21 protein-coding genes, 2 tRNA genes and 2 pseudogenes are annotated in these 23,187 nt (G+C 66.9%); 11 read left to right on the top strand and 14 right to left on the bottom strand.

The window, feature by feature from the left end:
- Positions 1-161 precede the first annotated feature (161 nt).
- Positions 162-299: pseudogene (locus ASC37_RS11565) on the top strand (transposase); the annotation flags it as partial.
- Between the two features lie 202 nt (positions 300-501).
- On the opposite strand, the gene ccmI reads toward ASC37_RS11565, so the two are convergent.
- The 10 genes from ccmI to ASC37_RS10400 all read right to left on the bottom strand — a co-directional run bounded on the left by ccmI (position 502) and on the right by ASC37_RS10400 (position 8,337).
- Complete coding sequence (gene ccmI, locus ASC37_RS10445) at positions 502-1,386, bottom strand: c-type cytochrome biogenesis protein CcmI (RefSeq protein WP_055424310.1); 885 nt, start codon at positions 1,384-1,386, stop codon at positions 502-504.
- A complete protein-coding gene (locus ASC37_RS10440) occupies positions 1,386-1,904 on the bottom strand; it encodes a cytochrome c-type biogenesis protein (RefSeq protein WP_055424309.1) in 519 nt (172 codons plus the stop codon). The genes ccmI and ASC37_RS10440 overlap by 1 nt, the downstream gene beginning before the upstream one ends.
- The gene (locus ASC37_RS10435; RefSeq protein WP_055424308.1) at positions 1,901-2,497 is read right to left on the bottom strand and encodes a DsbE family thiol:disulfide interchange protein; all 597 of its coding nucleotides are present in this window, start codon (positions 2,495-2,497) and stop codon (positions 1,901-1,903) included. Before ASC37_RS10435 ends, ASC37_RS10440 begins: the two co-directional genes overlap by 4 nt.
- Complete coding sequence (locus tag ASC37_RS10430; protein ID WP_055424307.1) at positions 2,494-4,491, bottom strand: heme lyase CcmF/NrfE family subunit; 1,998 nt, start codon at positions 4,489-4,491, stop codon at positions 2,494-2,496. Before ASC37_RS10430 ends, ASC37_RS10435 begins: the two co-directional genes overlap by 4 nt.
- A 10-nt stretch (positions 4,492-4,501) precedes the next feature.
- Positions 4,502-4,948, bottom strand: coding sequence for a cytochrome c maturation protein CcmE (gene ccmE, locus ASC37_RS10425; RefSeq protein ID WP_055424306.1), 447 nt, complete (start codon positions 4,946-4,948; stop codon positions 4,502-4,504).
- The gene (gene ccmD / locus ASC37_RS10420) at positions 4,945-5,136 is read right to left on the bottom strand and encodes a heme exporter protein CcmD (RefSeq protein ID WP_055424305.1); all 192 of its coding nucleotides are present in this window, start codon (positions 5,134-5,136) and stop codon (positions 4,945-4,947) included. The genes ccmE and ccmD overlap by 4 nt, the downstream gene beginning before the upstream one ends.
- Positions 5,137-5,140: 4 nt before the next feature.
- On the bottom strand, positions 5,141-5,956 hold the full coding sequence (gene ccmC, locus ASC37_RS10415) for a heme ABC transporter permease CcmC (protein WP_055424304.1): 816 nt from the start codon (positions 5,954-5,956) through the stop codon (positions 5,141-5,143).
- Between the two features lie 16 nt (positions 5,957-5,972).
- Complete coding sequence (gene ccmB, locus ASC37_RS10410) at positions 5,973-6,641, bottom strand: heme exporter protein CcmB (protein ID WP_055424303.1); 669 nt, start codon at positions 6,639-6,641, stop codon at positions 5,973-5,975.
- The gene (ccmA, locus tag ASC37_RS10405) at positions 6,641-7,282 is read right to left on the bottom strand and encodes a cytochrome c biogenesis heme-transporting ATPase CcmA (RefSeq protein WP_055424302.1); all 642 of its coding nucleotides are present in this window, start codon (positions 7,280-7,282) and stop codon (positions 6,641-6,643) included. Before ccmA ends, ccmB begins: the two co-directional genes overlap by 1 nt.
- A gap of 62 nt (positions 7,283-7,344) precedes the next feature.
- Positions 7,345-8,337 (bottom strand): ChbG/HpnK family deacetylase, encoded by a 993-nt coding sequence (locus ASC37_RS10400; protein ID WP_072247999.1) that lies wholly within the window; start codon positions 8,335-8,337, stop codon positions 7,345-7,347.
- Positions 8,338-8,391: 54 nt separating this feature from the next.
- Between ASC37_RS10400 and ASC37_RS10395 the strand changes: the two genes are divergently transcribed.
- The 5 genes from ASC37_RS10395 to rpmG all read left to right on the top strand — a co-directional run bounded on the left by ASC37_RS10395 (position 8,392) and on the right by rpmG (position 11,936).
- A complete protein-coding gene (locus ASC37_RS10395) occupies positions 8,392-9,387 on the top strand; it encodes a glycosyltransferase family 2 protein (protein ID WP_198289085.1) in 996 nt (331 codons plus the stop codon).
- A gap of 54 nt (positions 9,388-9,441) precedes the next feature.
- Positions 9,442-11,019: an ArnT family glycosyltransferase gene (locus ASC37_RS10390; RefSeq protein WP_055424301.1), complete on the top strand. Its 1,578-nt coding sequence runs from the start codon at positions 9,442-9,444 to the stop codon at positions 11,017-11,019.
- A complete protein-coding gene (locus tag ASC37_RS10385) occupies positions 11,016-11,411 on the top strand; it encodes a GtrA family protein (RefSeq protein ID WP_072247998.1) in 396 nt (131 codons plus the stop codon). Before ASC37_RS10390 ends, ASC37_RS10385 begins: the two co-directional genes overlap by 4 nt.
- A 100-nt stretch (positions 11,412-11,511) precedes the next feature.
- Positions 11,512-11,748: a 50S ribosomal protein L28 gene (gene rpmB, locus ASC37_RS10380; RefSeq protein WP_055424300.1), complete on the top strand. Its 237-nt coding sequence runs from the start codon at positions 11,512-11,514 to the stop codon at positions 11,746-11,748.
- A 20-nt stretch (positions 11,749-11,768) separates the two neighbouring features.
- Positions 11,769-11,936, top strand: a complete 168-nt coding sequence (rpmG, locus tag ASC37_RS10375; protein WP_028874582.1) for a 50S ribosomal protein L33 — start codon at positions 11,769-11,771, stop codon at positions 11,934-11,936.
- A 151-nt stretch (positions 11,937-12,087) separates the two neighbouring features.
- Here the strand turns inward: rpmG and acs are convergent, their stop codons facing one another.
- On the bottom strand, positions 12,088-14,040 hold the full coding sequence (gene acs / locus ASC37_RS10370; RefSeq protein ID WP_055424299.1) for an acetate--CoA ligase: 1,953 nt from the start codon (positions 14,038-14,040) through the stop codon (positions 12,088-12,090).
- Between the two features lie 174 nt (positions 14,041-14,214).
- On the opposite strand from acs, the gene ASC37_RS10365 reads away from it, so the two are divergent.
- From ASC37_RS10365 to ASC37_RS10355, 3 genes are all read left to right on the top strand, one after another.
- Positions 14,215-15,744 carry a fumarate hydratase gene (locus ASC37_RS10365; RefSeq protein ID WP_055424298.1) on the top strand — a complete coding sequence of 510 codons (1,530 nt, stop codon included), beginning with the start codon at positions 14,215-14,217 and terminating at the stop codon, positions 15,742-15,744.
- 76 nt (positions 15,745-15,820) lie between these two features.
- Positions 15,821-15,893: transfer RNA gene (locus tag ASC37_RS10360), tRNA-Thr, on the top strand.
- Between the two features lie 43 nt (positions 15,894-15,936).
- Complete coding sequence (locus ASC37_RS10355; protein ID WP_055424297.1) at positions 15,937-19,188, top strand: mechanosensitive ion channel domain-containing protein; 3,252 nt, start codon at positions 15,937-15,939, stop codon at positions 19,186-19,188.
- Here ASC37_RS10355 and rlmB read toward each other — a convergent pair.
- A complete protein-coding gene (gene rlmB, locus ASC37_RS10350) occupies positions 19,170-19,940 on the bottom strand; it encodes a 23S rRNA (guanosine(2251)-2'-O)-methyltransferase RlmB (protein ID WP_055424296.1) in 771 nt (256 codons plus the stop codon). The genes ASC37_RS10355 and rlmB overlap by 19 nt on opposite strands.
- Positions 19,937-22,168 carry a ribonuclease R gene (rnr, locus tag ASC37_RS10345; protein ID WP_198289084.1) on the bottom strand — a complete coding sequence of 744 codons (2,232 nt, stop codon included), beginning with the start codon at positions 22,166-22,168 and terminating at the stop codon, positions 19,937-19,939. Before rnr ends, rlmB begins: the two co-directional genes overlap by 4 nt.
- A 249-nt stretch (positions 22,169-22,417) precedes the next feature.
- Between rnr and ASC37_RS10340 the strand changes: the two genes are divergently transcribed.
- Positions 22,418-22,502, top strand: a tRNA-Leu gene (locus tag ASC37_RS10340).
- A gap of 255 nt (positions 22,503-22,757) precedes the next feature.
- Here the strand turns inward: ASC37_RS10340 and ASC37_RS11950 are convergent.
- Positions 22,758-22,865, bottom strand: a pseudogene (locus tag ASC37_RS11950) (ectoine/hydroxyectoine ABC transporter ATP-binding protein EhuA); the annotation flags it as partial.
- 100 nt (positions 22,866-22,965) lie between these two features.
- On the opposite strand from ASC37_RS11950, the gene ASC37_RS10335 reads away from it, so the two are divergent.
- Positions 22,966-23,187, top strand: a 222-nt coding sequence (locus tag ASC37_RS10335) for a helix-turn-helix domain-containing protein (protein WP_141654675.1), incomplete at its 3' end; no start/stop codon positions are given.

Genomic DNA, 23,187 nt, shown 5'->3' with positions numbered 1-23,187 from the left:
CCTTCACCCGAACTGCCACAGACAGCTCCACAGCCAAGGTGGTAAGTGAACTGCCGGCTCCTGTCAAAAGGAGCTTTGCAGAGGCTTGAGCCGTATGCGGGGAAACTCGCACGTACGGTTCTTAGGGGGCGGGGCGGCAGTAATGCCGTCCTGCTACCCGACACCGGGAACTGCGACGACGCACCCGGGTGGCCAGCATCTTCCCCAACATGGATTCCTGCCTGCGCCTGGTCTCGGCGCTGCTGGCCGAACTCGACGACGAGTGGATGACCGGCAAGGTCTATCTCAACCTCAACCCGCAACCCCGGCGTCATGACCAACACCACGGAAATTTACAGAAAAAAGGTTGCACAACCGCCGGTTGGCATCAGAGCGAATTTGAAAGCCTGGAGACGTTGTATTCTAGAAACCCTACTCTTCATGAACAGCAAAGACAAGGACGCCAACGGCGTCCGCGCTATCCTTCCCCGGCCTGAAGGCCGAGGCTTGCCGCGCACCGGGTCAATTCCCCGAGGGTGGCAGCCCCGCCTTCTGCCGCTCCGCTTCGATCGCCGCGCGCAGCGTTTGGGCGAATTCCCCCTCGGCCGGCGCCTGGGCGAGCAGCCGCTCCCAGCGCTCCACCGCCTTGGCATGCTCGCCGGCGGCGGCCGCCGCCGCCCCGCCCATGGCGAGCGCCTTGGGTTCGTCGGGGGCAAGCGCCAAGGCCCGCTCCAGCAAGGCCGTCGACTCGGCATCGAACCCCCCGCGGGCGACGACCAAGAGTTCCGCCCACTCGACGAGCACCGCCGGTTCCTGGGGAATCTTCGCGCCCAGTCGCGCCCAGCCGGCAGCCACGAACGCCGGATCGCCCAGCACGCGATAGGAGCGCGCGAGCATCATCCAGGCTTGCGCGTCACCCTCCCCGCTTTCCAGCCGCGCTTCGAGCCGCGAGACCATCGCCCTGATCTGCTCGGGCGAGATGCCGGCGGCACTCGCCGCCTGCGCCACCTCGGCCTCGCGCGTGGCCGCGAGCACCGCCTCGTCGCTCGCCCAGCGCGGCGATCCCACCCACAGGTAGCCCAAAGCGGCGAGCAAAGGCACCCCCAACGCGACGAGCGCAGCCGCCACGGGCGAGATCTCCCGACCCCGCACGCGCGCCTCGAGTGCCTGCGCCTCGGCCAAGGCCCGCGCCTCCAGCTCACGCCGGGCCTGCGCATGAGCCGCTTCGTCCAGCTCGCCGGCCGCCCGTGCCGCCTCGAGCGCGGCGAACTCCTCGCGCAGCACCGCGAGCGCCGCCCGTGCTTGGGTCGCCTCATCAGAAGCCCCCCCTTGGTGCCGCACGAGCGGCCAGACGACCCACCCCGTGGCCGCGAGCGCCAGGAACGCCGCCACCGTCACGAATCCCATCACGACCGCTCCTCCTTGCCTTCCCCGCGCAACAGCGCTTGGGCGTGCGCCGCCTCCTCAGCCGAGAGCGCAGGCATTTCTTCCCGCGAACGGCGCCGCAACACCCGCCACAGGGCAAGCACCCCAGCGAGCGCCAGAACGAACGGCCCCGCCCACAGCGCCACCGTGCTCGCCTTCAAGGGCGGCTGATAGAGCACAAAGTCGCCGTAACGCGCCACCAGGTAGGCGCGCACCTCCTCCTCGCTCTTGCCGGCGGCGAGCTGCTCGCGTACCTGGTTCATCAGGTCGTGGGCGAGCTCGGCGTTGGATTCGGCGATCGACTGGTTCTGGCACACGAGGCAGCGCAGCTCGTGCCCGAGCTTCAGGGCGCGCGCCTCGATCGCCGGGTCGCCCACCGGCTGCGCCTTGGGTGGCTCCTCCGCCGCCCAAGCGAAACCGAAGCAGCACGCAGCCACGACGGCGGCGATGCCGCGCACGAGGCCGCCCACGCCGCTTTCACGTTTTTCCCCTCGCCTCATCGCTTTGCTCCCGCCAGCGCCGCCCACTTCGGCTGCAGCACTTCGCGCCAGGCCCGCTCGTCGATCGGGCCGACGTGCTTGTAACGGATGACGCCCTCGGCGTCGATGAGGAAAGTCTCCGGCACGCCATAGACGCCGTAGTCGATCGCCACGCGCCCATCCAGATCGAGCACGGAAAAGCGATAGGGATCGCCGTGTTGGGCAAGCCAGGTGCGCGCCCGCAGGAGCGCCGCCTCGCGCTCTTCCTGCGGCGAGAGACGGGAAGCGTCGAGCTCGGCGTCGCCGCGGATCTCCTTGTAATTGAGCCCCACGATGGGCACCCCCTCCTCGCGCGCGAGCCGCACCAGCATGGCGTGCTCCTCGCGGCAGGCCACGCACCACGTGGCCCAGACGTTGAGCAGCCACGGCTGCCCCCGCAGATCGGCCGGCCCGGCGAGCGTCCCGGGCGCGTCCACCCGCGGCAGGGCGAAGGCCGGCGCCGGCTTGCCGACGAGCGGCGAAGGCACCTCGCGCGGATCGAGGCGGAAGGCGTAGGCGAAGAGCGCGACCAACGCGACGAAAATGAGGAACGGAATCAGGTACTTCAGTTTCATCGCGCCGCCTCCGCCACCGGTTCGGGCAACACCTCCGGCACAGGAACCGAATCCCGGCGCCGCGCCAGCCGCCGGTAGCGCCGGTCGAGCGCCGCGGCCACTCCACCCAAGGCAATCAGGATCGCCCCGAACCAGATCCAGGAAATGAAGGGTTTGTAGAAGAGCAGCACCACCCAGCCGCCATCGCCGGTCGGGTCACCCAGCGACACATAGACGTCGCGGAACACCCCCCAGTCGATCGCCGATTCGGTCATCGGCATGGCCGAGCGGAAGTAGGCGCGTTTCTCCGGCACAAGCACGGTGCGCATTTGCCCTTCGCGCCACACTTCCACCTCGCCGCGCTGGGCCGTGTAGTTGGGCCCGGGTACCTCGCTCACGCCGCGCAGCACGAAGCGGTAACCGGCGAGTTCCGCCGCCTGTCCCGGCATCATCTTCACGTCGAGCCGCTGCTCCAGCGCCCCCACGAGCGTCACCCCGAGGATGAACACGCCCACCCCGAGATGCGACAGCCACATCCCCCACCACGACCCGGGAATGCCGCGCAGCCGTGCCGCCAATCCCGGCGCCGCGCCCTGGCGCAGACGCTCGACGAGCAGCCGCAGCGAGGCAAGCGCCACCCAGGCCGTCAGGGCAAGCCCAAGATAAACCCCGGGCGTGGCATGTCCGGCGGCCCACACCCCCAGCGCCGCCAAGAGCAGCGCGCCGACGAGCTCCGGCCCCACCCGGCGCAGCACCCGCGCGAGCGCATCGCGCTTCCAGCGCAGGAACGGCGCCAGCGCCATCAGCACCACCGCCGGGGCCATGAGCGGCACGAACACGGTCTCGAAGTACGGCGGCCCCACCGAAATCTTGGCCCCTTGCAGCGCGTCGAGGATCAGCGGATAGACCGTGCCCAGCAGCACCGCCCCGGCGGCCGCAGCCATGAGCACGTTATTGACCAGCAGCGAGCCTTCGCGCGACACCGGCGCGAACACCCCCCCGCCGGAGAGCCGCGGCGCACGCCAGGCAAAGAGCAGCAGCGACACGCCCACGGTGAGCGCGAGCAAGCCCAGGATGAACACGCCGCGCGTCGGATCGGTGGCAAAGGCGTGCACCGAGGTGATCACACCCGAGCGCACGAGGAACGTCCCCAGGAGCGAGAGCGAGAACGCCCCGATCGCCAGCAGCACCGTCCAGCTGCGAAACGCCCCCCGCTTCTCGGTGACGATGAGCGAATGCAGCAAGGCGGTTCCCACGAGCCAAGGCATGAGCGAGGCGTTCTCCACCGGATCCCAGAACCACCAGCCGCCCCAGCCCAGCTCGTAATAGGCCCAGGCCGAACCGACGAGGATGCCCAGCGTGAGGAACACCCAGGCGGTGAGCGTCCACGGGCGCGACCAGCGCGCCCAGGCCGCGTCCATCCGCCCCGACAAGAGCGCCGCGATCGCGAAAGCAAAGGCCACCGCCATGCCCACGTAGCCCATGTACAGGAGCGGCGGATGGATGATCATGCCCGGATCCTGCAGCAAGGGATTGAGATCGCGCCCCTCGCCCGGCATCGGTACCAGGCGTTCGAACGGGTTGGAGGTGAGGATGAGGAAGGCGAGAAAGCCCACGCTCACCGTGCCCAGCACGCCGAGCACGCGCGCGCGAAAAGCCGCCGTGAGCGAACGCGAGAAACCGGCCACCGCCGCCTGCCAGAGGGAAAGCGACAGCGCCCACAGGAGCATCGAGCCCTCGTGGTTGCCCCATACGCCGGTGAGGCGATAGAACCACGGCGTACGCGTAGAGGAATTGGCCGCCACCAGGAGCACGGAAAAATCGATGCGCAGGAACGCCGCCGTCAGGCAAGCGTAGGCGAGCACGAGCGCGGCACATTGCGCGAGCGCCGCGCGCCGCGCCGCCGCCATCGCCCCGGCCGAACCGCGCGCCGCCCCGGCAAGGCCCAGCACCGCCTGCACCAGCGCCAGCGCCCAGGCGAGCGCCAGCGCGAACTGTCCCATCTCGGGGATCATCACGCACTCCTCAGGGTTTCAAGGTGGCCGCCGCGCGCTGCGCCTGATCCACGGCGTGCTGCGCTTCCACCGGCATGTAGTTCTCGTCGTGCTTGGCGAGCACTTCGCTCGCGACGAACACCCCGTCCGGCCCAAGTTTGCCCTGAGCCACCGCCCCCTTGCCCTCGCTGAAGAGATCGGGCAACGCGCCGCGATAGACGACGGGAATGGTCTTGGCCGTATCGGTCACGGCGAAGCGCACCGTCACCCCGTCTGGCAGCCGCTCGAGCGAGCCCGGCGCCACCAGCCCGCCGATGCGAAAAGTCCGCCCGAACGGCGCCTTGCCCTCGGCGACTTCGGAGGGCGTATGAAAGAACACCAAATTCTCGCGCATCGCCGAGAGCACCAGCGCCGTGGCTCCGCCGAGCAGGGCGAGCGCCGCCAGGATCAAAGTCAAACGCTTGCCGCGTGCCGTCATGCGTCTTCTCCCGTGTCTTCGAACCGTGCCGCCCGCCAGCGCAGCAGACGGCGGATCACGGCCTTACGAGTGCGATGGAGGAAATAAAGTTCGAGGGCGATGAGGGCGAAACTCACACCGTAGCTGCCCCAAACGTAAAAACCCCGTCCACCCATGTCCCAAAATGCCGACCACGATTCCCAGTGCATCCCCTCACCCCTTTTCCTTGGCCGCCAGGCGATCGAGCTCGGCGGCCACCCAGTCGGTGTGCCGTTCGCGCTCGAGGATGATCGTGCGCACGCGCCACAAGGCCACGGCGATCGAGTAGAACCAGGCGGCGAACGCCATGATCAGCATGGTCACCAGCATGACGGTGGCCATGGAAGGCGCACGCGTCAGGCTCACCGAAGCACCCTGGTGCAGCGTGTTCCACCATTTCACCGAGAAATAGATGATGGGTACGTTGATCGAACCGACGATGGCGAGCAAGGCCCCGGCGCGATCGGCACGACGCGGATCCTCGATGGCCCGTGTGAGCGCCAGATAACCCAGGTAGAGGAACATGAGGAGCAGCTGCGAGGTGAGCCGCGCATCCCACACCCAGTACGTCCCCCAGGTGGGCCTGCCCCACAGCGCCCCCGTCCACAGGGCGATGAAACACCAGATCGCCCCGGTGGGCGCGAGCGCGTGCGCCATCATGAAAGAGAGCCGCGTATTGAGCACCCAGCCGACGATGCCCCAGAACGCCATCACGAGATAGAGGAACATCGACATCCACGCCGCCGGCACATGGAGGAAGATGACGCGATAGACCTCACCCTGCTGCGCGTCGGTGGGCGCAACGAAAAACCCCAGATACAGCCCCGCCACGGCCAGCACGGCGGCCGCCGCGGCGAACCACGGCGCGAGCCGCCCGGCGAGCGGATAGAACTGCTGCGGCGCGGCAAACCGCCACAGGCTGCGCGGGGAACGCTGCCGCTCCTCGACCCCCTGCCGCCATCGTTGCCGTCTTTCCTGCGTCGCGTTCATCCCTTTCCTTTCTCCGTCATTGCACCGCCAGGCGCAGCGCCGCCACGCAGGCCCAAGGGGCGAGCGCCACCGCCGCGAGCATGCCCGCCCCCAGCAGGGCCAGGTGCGCGGCGTAGGATACCCCACCCAGGGCCGCTTCCACCGCCCCTGCGCCGAAGATCAGCACCGGCACCGCCAGCGGCAGCACCAGCAGCGCAAGCAGCACCGCCCCGGAGCGCACCCCCAGCGTGAGCGCCGCCCCGATCGCGCCGATGAGCGTGAGCGTGGGCGTGCCCAGAAGGAGCGTCCCGGCAAGCAGCGGCAGGACGTCCGGCTGCAGATCGTAGAGCCCGGCGAGCAGCGGCGCGAAGAGCGCCACCGGCACGCCGGTCACCAGCCAGTGCACGGCCACTTTGGCCAGCACCCACACCACCGCCGGCTCGGGCGAGAGCAGCAGCTGCTCCAGCGTGCCGTCGCGCAAGTCGTGCTCGAAGAGCCGCGGCAGCGCCAGGAGCGAAGCGAGCAGCGCCGTCACCCAGACCACGCCGGGGGCGATCGCGCGCAGCTGGTTCGCCTCCGGCCCGATGCCGAAGGGGAAGAGACACACCACGACGACGAAGAAGGAGAGCGCGAGCAGCACGTCGGTGCGGCCGCGCCAGGCAAGCGCCATCTCCCGCCGCAGCATGGCCAAAAATACCGCTCCCATCACGCCGCCTTGCGCCGCGGCGCAAACCGCCCCGGCTCCAGCGTGTCGCAGGGACAGGCAAATTCCACGTCCTGATGCGTCGTGAGCACCACGGTGGCCCCGTCGCGTACCCGCGCTTCGATGCGGCGCGCGAGCGCAGCCACCGCGGCGGCGTCGAGCGCCGTGAAAGGCTCGTCGAGGATCCACACCGGCCGCTCCTGCGCCAGAACGAGCCGCGCGAGCGCCACCCGCCGCCGCTGCCCCGCCGAGAGTACCCGCACGGGCAGATCGCGCTGCCGCGCAAGGCCAAGCTCCCCGAGCGCGGCGTCGATCGCCGCCCCGTCGTGCGGCAGCCCCTGCACCGCCGCCAGGCTGCGCAGATTCTCCCGCGGACTCAGGAGCTCATGCACCGCCGGCAGATGGCCGTGAAAGAACACCGCCCGATGCCAGGCATCCCTCTGCGCCGCCAGCGGCGTCCCTTGCCAGCGCACCTCCCCCTCGTCGGGCTGCGCCAGGCCGCACAGCAGCCGCAGCAGACTCGTCTTGCCCACCCCGTTGGGGCCGGCCACGCGCGTGAGCACGCCGGGGCGAAAGGCATGCGTCAGGTCGCGAAAGAGGATGCGATCGCCCTTGATGCAGGTGAGCGCCAAAGCTTCGAGCATGACTCGGACGGATTGAGAGGATCGAGGCCGTAAGTCTAGCAGAGCCGGCCGCGCCGCGCGCTTCAGGCCGTACAGAAGAGCGCGTATTCTTGGGCCTTGGACGGCGTGCCGTTCCACGCAGGCAAGCTCGGCCATACCCCCAGGCGCGCGCAGTCCTCGGCGAAAGCGTCACTTGCCAAATACCCGTATTCCCACTCACGAGGAGCCGTCAGCGCATCGACGGCAAGGAGCGCCGCGTCGACCCGGCCCGGGTGCACGTGCACCAAGGCCCTCGGCCCCAAGGCCGAGAGGAAACGGCCCATCTTCTCGCGAAAAGGCGGCGTTTCCTTGAAATCGTGCAGGCCGGAGAAGCCCTGGTTGTGGGCGATGCCGTGCGCGAGCAGCGCTGCCTTGAGCCCGCGCCCCAAGCGGCGCAGGAAGAGCGCCTTGCGCACCCCCACGCCGCGCGCCCGGATACGCTGTACCGTCTCACGGCAATCGCGCACCCACAGCGTTCCCGGCGCGTAACGGCGCAGGATCTCGGCGATGAGCGCTTCACGCACCGTCGGCAGGAGATGCACGTGCTGATGCCCGTCGACGAAGGCGGGCGGCGCCCCCCAGACGTCTTCGAAGGCATCGAACTGCGCCCGGATCTCCTCGGCCACTGCCGTCGCCGGCAGACGTTTCGCCAATGCCCTCAAGAGCAAGGAACGCAGCGACGGCAGGCGTCCGTCTTGCGCCAGGCCGCGCGCCGGGCTCGCCGAGCGCTGCTCGGTGAGCGTCAGGTGCAAGCCCACCTGGGCACCGGTTACGCGCGCCAAGGCCGCCAAGCCCGGCGCATCGCGCTTCCAGCACGGCAGGGTCACCATGGCGCTCGTGGCCGTCACGCGCCGCAGTTCGATCAGATGCTCGATGGCGCGATTCACGCCCGGTGCGATACCATAATCGTCGGCGCACAAAACGAAGGTTCGCCGTACCGGCGCGGCCGTTTCCCGGGAGACATCGGCCGGTAATGACGCGAGTACGGGGGGCGGCGTCAGCGCCAAAACGCCGGATTTTTCGAAATGGACGTCCATGCGATCCTTGCCTTACATCCCGTTACGCTTCGCTGACGACAGGAGCCGACAGCCGTGATTCCCGCCTCCGCACCGACTGCGCCGACTTCCGTCGAATTGAGCGTGATTGTACCCGTCTATAATGAGGCGGCCTCGTTACCGGTTTTGTACGAACGGCTCAAGGCCGTGCTCGAATCGCTCGAGCTCTCCTGGGAGCTGATCCTCGTCGATGACGGCAGCCGCGACGAGAGTTTCGCCGTCATCGAGCGGCTCGGCAAGGCTGATGTCCGCGTCAAGGGCGTGCGCTTCGCACGCAACTTCGGCAAGGAAGCCGCCATGGCCGCGGGGCTGCACCGCGTCGCCGGGCGGGCCGCCGTCATCATGGATGCCGACCTGCAGCATCCGCCCGAACTCATCCCCCAGATGCTCGAGCGCTGGCGCGCCGGAGCGGCCATCGTCACGGCGGTGCGCACCGACCGCGACACCGACTCCCCCCTGCGCCGCTGGCTCTCGCTCGCCTTCTACCGCTTCTATCGCGGCATCTCCGAGATCGCGCTCACGCCGGGCGGAGGCGACTTCCGCCTCTTCGACCGGCGCGTGGTGGCGGCCCTCAACCTTCTGCCCGAACGCAAGCGGTTCCTCAAAGGGCTGGCGAACTGGGTGGGCTTCGATCAGGTCACCCTGCCCTACCGCCCGGCTGAGCGCCATGCCGGTACCTCGCGCTGGTCGCTGCGCAAGCTCTGGCGCTACGCCATCGACGGCATGGTCTCCTTCACCACGGTTCCGTTGCACGTCTGGTCCTCGATCGGAGCGCTCCTTGCGCTCGCCTCCGTCGTCTACGGTCTGTGGCTGGTGGTGCGCACGCTGCTTTTCGGGCGCGACGTGCCCGGCTACGCTTCGCTGATGGTCGCCACACTCTTTCTCTCGGGGGTGCAGCTCGTCAGCCTGGGCGTGCTCGGCGAATACCTCGGCCGCGTCTTCGAGGAAGTCAAGCGCCGGCCGCTCTACCTCATCGGGCGCACCGTGAACCTGCCCGACGAACTCGCCGACCCCCCTTCCCCTCTGCGCTGAACCTTTCGTCCGCGCGCCTTTCTGATTGCCGATTCCGTGCCGAGTTCCTTGCCGATGCGCCTCCTCTTCCAGCGCCTGCTCACTCCGCGCAGCCTCGCCATGCTGCTGTGGCTCGTCTTCGCCTGGTACGTGTTCGACGGCTACGACCGCCACGCCCCCAGCAACGACGAATGGGTACAGCACATCTATGGCGAACTGCTCGTGGCGTATTACACGAGCGGGCTTGCCGACAAGACCTTTCTCGATTTCAGCAACCTCTATCTCTACGGCGGCCTCTTCGACCTGCCCGCAGCCTGGATCACCATGGCTTTCGGCATCGACTGGTGGCCGCTGCGGCACCTCCTCACCGCCGCTTTCGGCGCCCTGGCCTTCTTGGGCGCGGCGCGTTTCGGGCGCTTCCTCGGCGGTGCCTGGCTCGGCACGGCGGCGCTCGCCGCCACGATGGGCAGCGGCGTCTTCTCCGGCGCCATCTTCACCCACACCAAGGACGTCCCTTTTGCCGCGGCCATGCTGTGGTCGCTCTACTACACGAGCCGCATCGCCGACGGGCTTCCTGCGCCGCGTTGGCGCCACGTCCTGTTGTGGGGGCTCGCCACCGGAGCGGCGCTGGGGCTGCGCGTAGGCGGCGTGCTCGCCTTCGGCTTCCTCGGCGCGGCCATTCTCCTCTCCTGGTGGCCCCGCCGCCGGGCCCTGCCCCCCTGGCCACGGCTCTTCACGGCGATCCTCCTGCGCCTCGCGCCGGGCATCGCCCTCGCGCTTGCCCTCATGGCCTTCTTCTGGCCGTGGTCGGTGATGGGCTGGGATCACGTCTGGCAGGCGCTCACCAAGTTCTCCCACTTCGCTTTCGATCTCTACACCTGGGAAGACGGGAAACGGGTGGAAAACGCCCAGGTCTCGCGCCTCTACCTTCCGAAATACCTCCTCGTACGCCTGCCCGAGTTCATCCTCCTCGGCACCGTGCTCGCGCTTGCCCACTGGCGGCGCATCAAGGAATCCCCCCGTCTGTGGCCGCTGCTGTTCGCGCTCACCTTCGTGCTCGCCTACGTCGTGATCGGCAAGCCCCCTCTCTACAACGGCCTGCGCCACTTCCTCTTCCTCGTGCCGTGGTTTGCGCTGCTCGCCTGCTGGGGCTGGCAAAGCACGCTCGCGGCACTCCACCGCCCCCTGACCGAAATCTCCCTTCGCCGCCGCCATGGAGCACTGCTGCTCAGCGCTTTGCTCGTACTCTCGGCCGCCGATGACTTCATCACCCTGGCGCGGCTGCATCCCTATCAACACCTCTACTACAACCATCTCGCCCGAGGACTTGCCGGCGCCAAGCATCATTGGGAACTGGACTACTGGAGCGACGCTACCCGGGCGCTGCTACCCGCGCTCGCCGACTGGGTCGCCAAACAACCCGCCGACAAGGAATGGGCGCTCGCCTACTGCGCGGAAGGATTCCAGATCGAACCTTGGCTCCCCCCCAACGTGTACATCACCGAGGCCTGGGACGATGCGGAACTGCTGCTCGCCACTACGCACGATGACTGCGACCAGGCGGTACCCGGCAAGGAAATCGCGCGCATCGAGCGGCTCGGCACGCCGCTCGCCGTCCTCAAGATCATCGACCACGAGGCCGCTGCTCCATGAGGCGTCCGCTGGCCGAACTCGTGCGCATGTCGCGCTTTGCCCTGGTGAGCGTTTCCGGCACCCTCGTGCATTACACCGTGCTGGTGGCCTTGGTCGAAACGGACACGCTCGGCCCGCTCCCCGCCTCGGCGCTGGGTTTTCTTGCCGGAGCCGTGACGAACTACCTCGGCTCGCGCCGCTGGGTCTTCGCCAGCGACGCGCGCCACATCGTCGCCTTACCCAAGTTTCTCGCCGTAGCCGCCACCGGGTTTGCCGGCAACGTCGCCGGCATGGCACTCGCACTCGATTGGCTACAGCTACCCTACCTGCTTGCCCAGATCCTCGTCACAGGGATCCTCTTCTTCTGGCACTACGGCGCGAACAGCCTGTGGACCTTCGCCCGCCGCGGCTGAGGCCGGTGCGAGGCAGCCCCACGCTTGGCATCGACACCTTGCCGCCGCGGTGTTTTCATGCTATCGTTCCATGCTTTGAAGAATTCCCAGGAGAGCCCTCATGGCCCGCGTCTGTCAAGTGACCGGCAAGCGTCCGATGACGGGAAACAACGTCTCGCACGCCAACAACAAAACCAAACGCCGCTTCCTCCCCAACCTGCACTATCGCCGTTTCTGGAGCGAGGCCGAAGAGCGTTGGGTGAAGCTGCGCATTTCCAACGCGGCGCTGCGCACGATCGACAAGAAAGGCATCGATGCCGTGCTCGCCGAGCTGCGCGCCCGCGGCGAGAAAATCTGAATCCCGGATAGGAGTGCATCATGGCCAAAGCCGCCCGCGAGAAGATCAAGCTCGAGTCCACCGCCGGAACCGGGCATTTCTACACCACCTCGAAGAACAAGCGCACCACCCCGGAAAAACTCGAGCTGATGAAGTACGACCCCAAAGCGCGCAAGCACGTGCTCTACAAGGAAACCAAGCTCAAGTAAGCTGCGCTGCAAAAAGATGAAAATAGGCCGCTCTATCTGGGTGGCCTTTTTCTTTTGCCTCAAGAAAAAGAAAAGCGCCTCTTGCGGGCGCCGTAATTCGTCTCCTCCCACGAGGCGGGCGGTCTCGAGGCCGCCCGTCCTTCTTCTCCTCTTAGCCTTTCAACTGCTCCAGGATCGCCGGGTTCTCCAGCGTGGACGTATCCTGCGTGATCTCCTCGCCTTTGGCGAGCTGGCGTAGCAGCCGACGCATGATCTTGCCCGAGCGGGTCTTGGGCAGGTTTTCGCCGAAGCGGATCTCCTTGGGCTTGGCGATGGGGCCGATCTCCTTGGCCACCCAGTCCTGCAGTTCCTTGATGAGGCGCTTGGCCTCTTCGCCCTGAGGCCGCGAGCGTTTGAGCACCACGAAGGCCACGATCGCCTCGCCGGTAATATCATCGGGACGGCCGACCACGGCCGCTTCCGCCACCAGCTCGTGCGCCACGAGAGCCGATTCGATCTCCATCGTGCCCAGACGGTGGCCGGAGACGTTGAGCACGTCGTCGATGCGCCCGGTGATGGTGAAGTAGCCCGTCTCGGGATCGCGAATCGCCCCGTCGCCGGCCAGATAGAGTTTCCCTTTGAAATCTTCGGGGAAATAGGATTTCTTGAACCGCTCCGGATCGCCCCAGATCGTGCGAATCATCGACGGCCAGGGTTTTTTGATGACGAGGAACCCGCCATGCCCCCAGGGAAGCTCGGTACCGGTCTCATCGACCACCGCCGCCATGATGCCGGGGAAAGGCAGCGTACAGGAGCCGGGCACGAGCGGCGTGGCGCCGGGCAGCGGCGTGATCATGTGCGCCCCGGTCTCGGTCTGCCACCAGGTATCGACGATGGGGCAGCGTCCATGGCCCACTTCGTTGTAATACCACTCCCAGGCCGCCGGGTTGATCGGCTCGCCCACCGAGCCGAGGATGCGCAGGCTGGAGAGGTCGAAATTGCGTGGATGCACTTCGGGGGTAGCGTCGCTCGCCTTGATGAGGGCGCGGATCGCCGTGGGCGCGGTATAGAAAATGCTGACTTTGTGCGCCTCGATCATGCGCCAGAAGCGGCTCGCGTCGGGATAAGTCGGCACGCCTTCGAACACTACCTGCGTCGTCCCCACCGCCAGCGGCCCATAGGCGACGTAGCTGTGCCCGGTGATCCAGCCGATGTCGGCCGTACACCAGAAGACGTCGGTCGGCTTGATGTCGAAGGTCCACTTCATGGTCAGCGCGACCTGGGTGAGATAGCCGCCGGTGGAGTGCTGCACGCCTTTGGGCTTGCCGGTGGAACCCGAGGTGTAGAGAAGGAAGAGCGGGTGCTCGGCTTCGACCCACTCCGGTTCGCACTCCTCGCTCTGGCTGGCGATCACCTCACTCCACCACAGGTCACGTTCCGGATGCCATTCGATGTCCATGCCGGTGCGCTTGTTGACGATCACGTGGCGCACCGATTCGCAACCGCCCATGGCAAACGCCTCTTCGACGATGGCCTTCAACGGCAAGGCCTTGCCACCGCGGAACTGACCGTCGGACGTGACCACCACCGTGGCGCCAGTGTCCTGGATGCGGTCGCGCAGCGCCAGAGCGGAAAAGCCGCCGAAGACCACCGAGTGCGTCGCCCCGATGCGCGCGCACGCCTGCATGGCCACCACGCCTTCGATGCCCATGGGCAGATAGATGAGGACCCGGTCGCCCTTCTTCACGCCGAGCGACTTGAGCGCATTGGCGAACTGGCCCACCCGCGCGAGCAGCTCGCGGTACGTGACTTTGGTGACCTTGCCGTCGTCGGCCTCGAAGATGATGGCCACCTTGTCGCCCAGCCCGGCGGCCACGTGCCGGTCGAGACAGTTGTAGGAGGCATTGAGTACCCCGTCGGCGAACCATCTGTAGAACGGGGCATTGGACTCGTCGAGCACCTGGGTGAAGGGTGTCTTCCAGTCGAGGAGCGTGCGGGCGTGGTTCGCCCAGTAGCCTTCGTAATCTTTTTCCGCCTCGGCCACGAGCCGCTTATAGTGATCCATCCCCGAGACGGCGGCGTTCTTGACGAGTTCTTCTGGCGGATAGTACATTTTCTGAGCCATGGATGTTTCCTCCCTCTGCGTGATTTCGTCCGAACGGGCGGCGCAGCCGCCGACCTCTGACATTTTGAATTGAAACGCTTATATCTTACATCAGACTTACTACGGCACCGGTCTCGTACCCTCTGGCCGGCGATGCCCTCTGTTAGAATAGCGCCCTCTGCGAGGAATCCTGCGATGACTACCATCCGTGAAGAAGACCTGATCGAATCGATCGCCGACGCATTCCAGTACATCAGCTACTATCACCCGCTCGATTACATCAAGGCGCTCGCCAAGGCCTACGAGCGCGAGCAAAGCCCTGCGGCGAAAGACGCCATCGCCCAGATCCTCACCAACTCCCGCATGGCCGCCGAGGGGCACCGCCCGATCTGCCAGGACACGGGCATCGCCACGGTTTTCCTCGAGATCGGCCAGGACGTGCGTTTCGACACGCGCCGCAGCCTGCAGGAACTCATCGACGAGGGCGTGCGCCGCGCCTACACCAACCCGGACAACCCCCTGCGCGCTTCGGTCCTGCGCGACCCGGCCGGCAAGCGGCAGAATACCCGCGACAACACCCCGGCCGTGGTCCACGTCGAGCTCGTACCCGGCAACAAAGTGGAGGTGATCTGCGCGGCCAAGGGCGGCGGCTCGGAGAACAAGGCCAAGATGGCCATGCTCAACCCGTCGGACTCCCTCGTCGACTGGGTGCTCAAGACCGTGCCCACCATGGGAGCGGGCTGGTGTCCGCCCGGCATCCTCGGCATCGGCATCGGCGGCACCCCGGAAAAAGCCATGCTGCTCGCCAAGAAATCCCTCATGGCTCCCGTCGACATCCACGAGCTGCAGGCCCGCGCCGAGCGCGGCGAGGAGCTCAGTACCGCCGAACGGCTGCGGCTCGAACTCTACGACAAGGTCAACGCGCTCGGCATCGGCGCCCAGGGGCTGGGTGGCCTCACTACGGTGCTCGACGTGAAAGTGCTCGACTACCCCACCCACGCCGCGAGCCTGCCGGTGGCCATGATTCCCAACTGCGCCGCCACCCGCCACGTGCACTTCACCCTCGACGGCAGCGGCCCGGCCCGGCTCGAACCGCCGCGCCTCGAAGACTGGCCGCAGGTCACCTGGACGCCCGACACCGAGAAAGCCAAGCGGGTAAATCTCGACACCCTCACGCGCGAGGAAGTCGCCTCCTGGAAGGCCGGCGACATCCTGCTGCTGAACGGCAAGCTCCTCACCGGTCGGGACGCCGCGCACAAGCGCATCGCCGACATGATCGCCCGCGGCGAGCCGCTTCCCGTCGATTTCACCAACCGGGTCATCTACTACGTCGGCCCGGTCGATCCGGTGCGCGACGAAGTCGTCGGCCCCGCCGGCCCCACCACCGCCACGCGCATGGACAAATTCACCCGCCTCATGCTGGAAAAGACCGGACTCATCGCCATGGTCGGCAAGGCCGAGCGCGGCCCCGAAGCCGTGGCGGCGATCCGCGACCACCGCGCCGCCTACCTCATGGCCGTGGGCGGAGCCGCCTATCTGGTGGCCAAGGCGATCAAGGCAGCGCGCGTCGTCGCCTTCGAGGATCTGGGCATGGAGGCGATCTACGAATTCGAGGTGCGCGACATGCCGGTGACGGTGGCCGTCGATAGCCAAGGCAACAACGTGCATGAAACCGGCCCGCGCGAGTGGCGCATCAAGATCGGCAAGATCTCCGTCACCTCCTAAGCCCTCTCCTCCGCACGAGGGAACGGTATAATCTTTCCGTCCGCTCCGGAGCGATTCCGGAGCCGGACGCGGCAGCGCCGGCATAGCTCAGCTGGTAGAGCACCCGCCTTGTAAGCGGAAGGTCGTCCGTTCGAATCGGACTGCCGGCATTCTCCCCGCTCCCGATCTCGCGCCCATCCCAAGGAAGGCTCCATGCGTTTCGTCCGCCGGTTGTGCGGCCTCTTGATCTTCTGCCTCGTCGGTGCGCTCGTCCCCGCCTTTGCCGCCGAGACCAGCGACGACCCGATCCAGTCGGGCCTTGCCCTGATTCAAGATGCGCTGCAGCGCAATGCGCTACCGCCCGACACCTCCGCCGCGCTCAAGCAATTGCTCGACCGCATCCAGGAAGCGCAAAGCCGCCGACAGCAAGCCGAGATTCGCGCCGCGCTCGCCGAAAAGCTCATCGAGCAGACGCAGCGCGAACTGCAGCAGCTCGCCGCCAGCCGCCCCAGCGAGTTTGCCGATCTGCGGGTCAGCGACAGCCTGGCACCGAGCGAGCGCGCCGAGCGCCTGCGCCGCATCCTCGAGGAAGAACGGACGCGACGCCAGACGCAGGAAGCTTTGCGCGCCCAGCTCTCAGACCTCGAACAACCCAAGGAGCGCGGCGATGCTGCTGTCGCCCCCCCTCCGCCCGCCCCCCTGCCTACCCTTCCCAGCAACGATCCCCTGGTACAGCAAGCCCTCACACTCGCCACCTTGGTCACAAGCCAGGCTCAAGAAGCCGAACGGCGCGCCGCCTTGCTCGAGAGCCGTCTTGCCGCGAGCACGCGGGTGCTGCTGTCGCGCCGCATCGAGCGGCTCGACGTCGAACTGGCCCGCCTGCGGCAGCTGCGCGAAGCGGTGGAAAAGAGCACGACGGCCGAAGTCAGCCAGGAAACGAGCCAGGTCAATGCCGAAGCAATCGACCCGAGACTTGCCCGGGTGGAGGCGACCAACCGGGAATGGGAAGCGCGCTTGCAGACCCTGCGCCATCGCCTGCAGAGCGTGCGCGAACGCCAATCGCAGCTGCAGCGTGAAACGCAGGAGCGGTGGGAAACGCTCGAATCCCTGAAAAAGCGCATCGCCCAACAGGGCCTGAGTCCAGCCGTGGGCAACCTCCTCCTCGAATACCGCAGCCGCCTCCCTTCCCCGTCCGAATTGAGCCAGGAGCTCAACAAGGTCCGCGGCATGCTCGAAGAAGTCCAACTGCTCGAGCTCGAGCTACGCCAGGCCAAGCGCCTCATTGCCGATCCCCGCGAGCGGGCGCGCCAGGTCCTGGGGCAGTCCGACCCGGCCGGAGCCGACGGCAACCTGGAAAATGCCATCGTCGAAGCCCTGGCCGTGCGCTCCCTCACGCTGGAGACGATCGACGCCCTGCGCCCGGCCCTGCTCGCGGCGCTCAGCGACCTGGAATCGGTGCTCCTGCGCGATCTGGACGTCGTCGAAGAGTTCTCCTCCTTCATCGACCAGCACCTCATGTGGGTGGCCACCACCCGCACGCTGTGGCGCGACCCCATGCCCGAGCTCCTCGCCGTCGGCACGGGCACGCTCACCCTTTTCCAGAGCTTTGCCGATCCTGGCTCATGGCGCCTCGCCCTCACCCAGTCCCCGCCGATGACATGGTTGGCCGCCGTGCTGGGCGTCTGCCTGCTCCTCGCACGCCCCCGGCTGGCCCGGCTCATCGGTCGCCACCTCGCCGCCGGCGAGCGCGATCCGCACCACGCCGGCTTGCTCGATACCTTGCTGCTGCTTTTCCTGGAAGCCATCCAAGCCCTTCCCTTCCCGCTCATCGCCTACGGCTGCGGCACGATGATTCTCGCCGGGGATGCGTTCGCCGAAAATTTCCGCGCCATCGGCACCGCCTTGGTGCGCATCGCGCCTTTCGGCTGGAACGTCGCCTTCTGGCAGCGCGTCTTCGCGCCGGGCACGGGGATTGCCGCCACCCGGTTTCATTGGCCGCCCTCCATCCTCAAGCGCCTGAGGCACACGCTGCGGGGGTTCGCCTGGGGCGTGCTGCCCTTGGGCTTTCTCGCCGTCTATCTCAACGAGGCCCAGCTGGATGCCCCCTTTACCGACCTGGGGCGCACGCCTTTCGTCGTCTCCATGTTGCTGCTGGCCTTGCTCCTGTGGCGCATCTTCCGGCCGCGGAGAGGGCTCCTCGCCATCGCCCAGCAGCCGCCCTGGCTGCGCCTGACGGCGGCCATCGGCGGCCCCGGCCTGCCCCTGGTGAGCGCGCTGCTCGCCGGAGCCGGCTATTTCTACGCGGCGGCGGCCCTCGTCGGCCGGTTCATGTCCACTCTTTGGGTGCTGCTCGCCTTCGCCCTGCTGCAGCATGCCGCACGCGATTTCTTCCTGCACCGCTTCGACCGGCAGCGCGAAAGCCTCGAAGAAGGAAACACAGGCGAGGATGCGCGCATCGATTCTTCCGAACGCCAGACGCTGACCCTGCTCAACCTCGCGCTCATCCTTGGACTCGCCTTCGTGCTCTTCGAGCTTTGGTCGTCGCTGCTGCCCGCCACCCGCATCCTCGACGAATGGGTGCTGTGGCGCTACACGGAGACGCTGGGCAACGAGACGGTAACGCTGCAAGTCACCTTCGCCGACCTCCTCATCGCCATGATCGGCTTTGCGGTGATGTGGGTGGCGGCGCGCAACCTTCCCGGTCTGCTCGAATTGGCGCTGCAGCGCACCTCGCGGTTGGATGCGGGCAGCAAGTATGCCTTGGTGACGCTGCTGCGCTACGCCATCTTCACCATCGGCTCGGTGCTCATCCTGGGCGAACTCGGTATGCCGTGGTCGAAACTGCAGTGGCTGCTGGCCGCCCTGAGCGTGGGGTTGGGTTTCGGCCTGCAGGAGATCGTGGCCAACTTCGTCTCCGGCCTCATCATCCTCTTCGAGCGACCGGTGCGCGTGGGCGACCAGGTCACCATCGGCAACGAGACCGGCACCGTGCGGCGGCTTACCATCCGCGCCACGGTAATCGAAGATTTCGACCGGCGCGAGATCCTCGTGCCGAACAAGAAACTCATCACCGAGCAGGTGACCAACTGGACGCTGAGCAACTCGCTGTCGCGTATCTTCGTCACTATCGGCGTGGCCTACGGCACCGACCCCGAGCACGTCGAAGCGCTATTGCTCGAAGCCGTCAAGGCCACGCCGGGCGTGCTCTCCGATCCGGCGCCCAGCGTGGTCTTCGCCCGTTTCGGCGAGAGTTCGCTGGATTTCGAGGTGCGGGCCATCGTGGCCGACGTCAATCAACGCCTGAGCATCCTCGGCCGCTTGAACCATGAAATCGACCGGATCTTCAAAGCGCACGGGATCGAGATCCCCTTCCCGCAGCGCGACCTGCACATCCGCGACATCGCCTGGCCGGCCGCGGCGGCTGTCCCTGCCGCGCAGGGTGCGCCTCAGCCGCCCGCGGCTTGAGCCAGACGCCGACGCACCGTCTCATAGAGGCACACGCCGGCAGCCACCGACACGTTCAGGCTCTCGACGGCGCCGAGCATGGGGATATGTACGAGCTCGTCGCACAGCTCGCGCGTGAGCCGCCGCAGGCCCTCCCCCTCGGCACCGAGCACCCAGGCTACGGATCCGGCAAGGTCGCACTCGTAGAGCGATTTCTGCGCCTCGCCCGCCGCGCCCACCACCCACACGCCCGCCTCCTTGAGCGTGCGTAGCGCCCGCGCCAGGTTCGTCACCGTCACGTAGGGGACGGTATCCGCCGCGCCGCTCGCGACCTTGACCGCTGCGGCACTCAAACCCGCGGCGCGGTCCTTGGGCGCGATCACCGCATCCACGCCGGCCCCATCGGCCACGCGCAGGCAGGCCCCCAGGTTGTGCGGATCCTGCACCCCGTCGAGCACGAGGAAGAGCGCCGGCCGGTTCGCATCGAGCGCATCGAGCACTTCTTCGAGCAAATGCGTCCGCGCCGCCGCGGCGACGAAGGCGACCACCCCCTGATGCCGCCCTGAGCCGGCGATCGCGTCGAGCCGGGCGGAGTCTGCAGGCACGACGCGCACGCCGGCCAACTGCGCGCGTTCGAGCAGCGAGCGCATGCGCGCATCCTGCCGCTGCCGATCGACGTAGAGCTCGGCGACGTCCTCGGGACGATGGCGCAGCAGCGCCGTGACCGCATGAAACCCCGGCACGGTGCGCCGTTGTCTGGTTTCTTCCTTCATCGCTTGCCCTTGGCGCGGCGCGTGCGCTCGGTCTTGCCCTCGCGCCGGGTCGGTGCCGGGCTGAGGTTCTCCAGGAGATGGAAATCGATCTTGCGCGTGGCCAGATCGACCCGCACCACCTGCACCTTCACCCGATCGGCCAGGCGGTGGCGCACGCCGCTACGCTCACCCACCAGGGCGTGCGCGCGCTCGTCGAAGTGGAAATAATCGTCGCCCAGATCCGAGATGTGCACCAGCCCTTCCACGAAGAGCTCGTCGAGCGTGACGAAGAGGCCGAAGGGCACCACCGCCGTGACCACGCCGGTGTAGACCTCGCCCACCTTGTCCTGCATGAAGTAGCACTTGAGCCAGCCGATGACTTCGCGCGTGGCCTCGTCGGCGCGCCGCTCCGTCATCGAGCAGTGCTCGCCGATCGCCTTCCAGTCGCCGGGCTCGTAGCGCGTACCGGCGAGCACCGCCTTGATGCAGCGGTGCACCAGCAGGTCGGGATAGCGGCGGATGGGGGAGGTGAAATGCGCGTACGCCTCGTAGGCGAGCCCGAAGTGGCCGCGATTTTCTGGCGTATACACGGCCTGCTTGAGCGAGCGCAGCATCACCATCTGCAGCAGGGGCGCATCGGGGCGCTGCTGGATCTGCTCCAGCACCTTGGCGTAGTCCTTCGGGGAGGGCTCGTCGCCGCCGGGCAGCTCGATGCCGAACCCGGCGAGGAACTCGCGCAGCGCCGCGACTTTCTCCGGCGCCGGTGGCTCATGCACGCGGTAGAGCGTGGGATGTTCGTGTTCGGCAAGGAACTCGGAGGCGCAGACGTTGGCTGCCAGCATGCATTCTTCGATGAGGCGGTGCGCGTCGGTGCGCACCTCGGGCACGATGCGCGCGATCTTGCCGTTCTCGTCGAACTCAATGCGCGTCTCCACCGTCTCGAAGTCGATCGCCCCACGCTGGCGCCGCGCTTTCAAAAGCGCCCGGAAAACGGCGTCGAGATGCTGCAGGTGCGGCAGGAGCTCGGCAAGCTTCGTCCGGGCCTCTTCCTTGCCCTCATAGAGGGCGGCGGCGACCTCGGTGTAGGTGAGGCGGGCGTGGGAATTCATCACTGCCGGGTAGAAACGGTAGCGCTGCACCTTGCCCGAGGCGCTCACGATCATGTCGCAGGCCATGCACAGCCGATCTTCGTGCGGCACGAGCGAGCACAGGCCGTTGCTCAGCTTCTCCGGCAGCATGGGAATGACCCGGCGCGGAAAATAGACCGAGTTGCCGCGATTGAAGCCCTCGGCATCGAGCGCCGAGCCGGGGTGCACATAGTGGGACACGTCGGCGATCGCCACGATCAGCCGGAACCCTTTGCCCTGCGGTTCGCAATAGACGGCGTCGTCGAAATCCTTGGCCGTCTCGCCGTCGATGGTCACGAGAGGCAATTCGCGCAGGTCCACCCGCCCGGCGAGGTCCTTGCGCCGCACCGCGTCGGGCAGGCGGCGCGCTTCCTCTCGCACCTCGGACGGCCATTCGAACGGCAGGTCGAACTTGCGCAGCGCGATCTCGATCTCCATGCCGGGATCGTCGTAGTCGCCCAGCACCTCGACGATGCGCCCGATCGGCTGGGCGTACTTCGTGGGCTGCTCGACGAGCTCGACCACCACCACCTGCCCCGGTTTGACCTTCTTGCCGCCGGGGGCGACGAGGATGTCCTGGGCGATGCGCTTGTCCTCGGGCACCACCAGGGTGACGCCGTGCTCGACGAGTACGCGTCCGACCACTTTCTGGTTGGCGCGTTCGAGCACCTCCACGATCTTGCCTTCGGGCCGGCCGCGGCGGTCGGTGCCGGCGATGCGCACGATCACCCGGTCGCCGTGCAGTACCTGGCGCATTTCCTTGGGCCCGAGGAAGATGTCCTCGCCGCCGTCGTCGCGGATCACGAAACCGAAGCCGTCGGGATGCCCCTGCACACGGCCGCGGATGAGGTCGGCCTTCTCCGGCAGGAGATAGGCGCCGCGGCGGTTGCGCAGGATCTGGCCATCGCGCTCCATCGCCTTCAGGCGCCGCTCGAAGAGCTCGTACTCCTGCGGGGAGATGTCGAGCGCCTCCACGAGTTCGCTCCAAGGCATGGGACGGCCTGCCTCGGCAAGCACCTGGAGGACGTATTCCCGACTGGGCAAAGGATGCCCGTACTTGGTCGCCTCGCGGGCAAAGAAAGGATCCTGGCGGCGGCGCTCGCTCACCTCGATCGCCGGCACGGTTGCAGATTCGGCACGAGCCGGAGGCGCCGACGCCGGTGCTTCGGTCGAAGAGGCAGACAGCAAGGCCGGAGTTCGCCGGCGGCGGGGGGAGGAAGGAGCGGGATCAGCGGAAGGAGTCCGCGGCTTGTTCTTTGAAGTTTTGCTCATCGAGAATCAGAAGTCCTTGCATATTCATCATGCGGCACCCGCCCACGCCGAAATGGCGTTGACAACGCGCGCCGCGTGCTTATAATAACGCATCTCGTCGCCCAGATGGCGGAATTGGTAGACGCGCTGGTTTCAGGTACCAGTGCCGCAAGGCGTGGAGGTTCGAGTCCTCTTCTGGGCACCACCGCATTTTTTCTCGGCTGTCGCTGGACGAAAAATATCGCTTTGATCCCCGTCCATGACGATCATTTGAAACCGGTTATCATCCGTACCTTTTAGTGGTACGTACCACCCCACGACACCCTCTCGATTCACCCTCTTCCGACAGAGCTCCATTGCCCATCCTGGCGCCTCTTTATATCAATCGCTAGGACAACGTATCGCCGTGCAGCGGTGACCGGGGCCTCCTGCATCATCCGGATCACGTGCGAGTGAGCCGTCATTCTTCCGGATGCAATACCGCATGCAGAAATTCGCGCGTCCGCTGTTCCTTGGGCGAACTGAAAATCTCCTCGGGAGGTCCCTGTTCAAGAATGCGTCCCTGATTGTCAGGTCCCGGACGATTGCATTGATCCGCGACGTCGTGCATTATTCATAGGTCGCGAGACGATGCGTGAGCTGATCGAGGAACTACGGAGGCAAAAGTCATGATGGTTCGACTGCACAAGAACGCCACCACGACCCCTGCGACCCGGCGCTACATCCAAAGCTCGAACCTGCCGGTGAGGCGTCTTGCCCGGGAACTCGGGGTGTCGGAGGACACCATCCGACGCTGGAAGAAACGCACCGACGTCGAAGATCGTCCGCACACGGCGCACCGTCTGCAGACGAACCTGACCCCGTTTCAGGAGGCCGTCGTGGTGGAGCTG

This window comes from Tepidiphilus thermophilus, assembly GCF_001418245.1.
Taxonomy (GTDB): domain Bacteria; phylum Pseudomonadota; class Gammaproteobacteria; order Burkholderiales; family Rhodocyclaceae; genus Tepidiphilus; species Tepidiphilus succinatimandens.
The sequence above is the reverse complement of the archived record's forward strand: the minus strand, read 5'-3'. Positions and strand labels throughout refer to the sequence as shown.